At 64.2% G+C, this 1,009-nt stretch carries 1 protein-coding gene; it reads left to right on the top strand.

Features of this window, described 5'->3' with window-relative positions; translation table 11 throughout:
• The coding region (gene tet / locus ACEQFP_RS17460; protein WP_214220913.1) for a Tet(A)/Tet(B)/Tet(C) family tetracycline efflux MFS transporter at nt 1-1,008 on the top strand (1,008 nt) is incomplete at its 5' end.
• Nucleotide 1,009 lies beyond the last annotated feature (1 nt).

Raw genomic sequence — 1,009 nt, 5'->3', positions numbered from 1 at the left:
GCGCTGTCGGATCGTTTCGGGCGGCGGCCGGTCTTGCTCGTCTCGCTGGCCGGCGCTGCTGTCGACTACGCCATCATGGCGACGGCGCCTTTCCTTTGGGTTCTCTATATCGGGCGGATCGTGGCCGGCATCACCGGGGCGACTGGGGCGGTAGCCGGCGCTTATATTGCCGATATCACTGATGGCGATGAGCGCGCGCGGCACTTCGGCTTCATGAGCGCCTGTTTCGGGTTCGGGATGGTCGCGGGACCTGTGCTCGGTGGGCTGATGGGCGGTTTCTCCCCCCACGCTCCGTTCTTCGCCGCGGCAGCCTTGAACGGCCTCAATTTCCTGACGGGCTGTTTCCTTTTGCCGGAGTCGCACAAAGGCGAACGCCGGCCGTTACGCCGGGAGGCTCTCAACCCGCTCGCTTCGTTCCGGTGGGCCCGGGGCATGACCGTCGTCGCCGCCCTGATGGCGGTCTTCTTCATCATGCAACTTGTCGGACAGGTGCCGGCCGCGCTTTGGGTCATTTTCGGCGAGGATCGCTTTCACTGGGACGCGACCACGATCGGCATTTCGCTTGCCGCATTTGGCATTCTGCATTCACTCGCCCAGGCAATGATCACCGGCCCTGTAGCCGCCCGGCTCGGCGAAAGGCGGGCACTCATGCTCGGAATGATTGCCGACGGCACAGGCTACATCCTGCTTGCCTTCGCGACACGGGGATGGATGGCGTTCCCGATCATGGTCCTGCTTGCTTCGGGTGGCATCGGAATGCCGGCGCTGCAAGCAATGTTGTCCAGGCAGGTGGATGAGGAACGTCAGGGGCAGCTGCAAGGCTCACTGGCGGCGCTCACCAGCCTGACCTCGATCGTCGGACCCCTCCTCTTCACGGCGATCTATGCGGCTTCTATAACAACGTGGAACGGGTGGGCATGGATTGCAGGCGCTGCCCTCTACTTGCTCTGCCTGCCGGCGCTGCGTCGCGGGCTTTGGAGCGGCGCAGGGCAACGAGCCGATCGCTGAT

It is taken from the genome of Edwardsiella sp. A.80236 (genome assembly GCF_044540725.1).
Lineage (GTDB): Bacteria > Pseudomonadota > Gammaproteobacteria > Enterobacterales > Enterobacteriaceae > Edwardsiella > Edwardsiella tarda.
The sequence above is the reverse complement of the archived record's forward strand: the minus strand, read 5'-3'. Positions and strand labels throughout refer to the sequence as shown.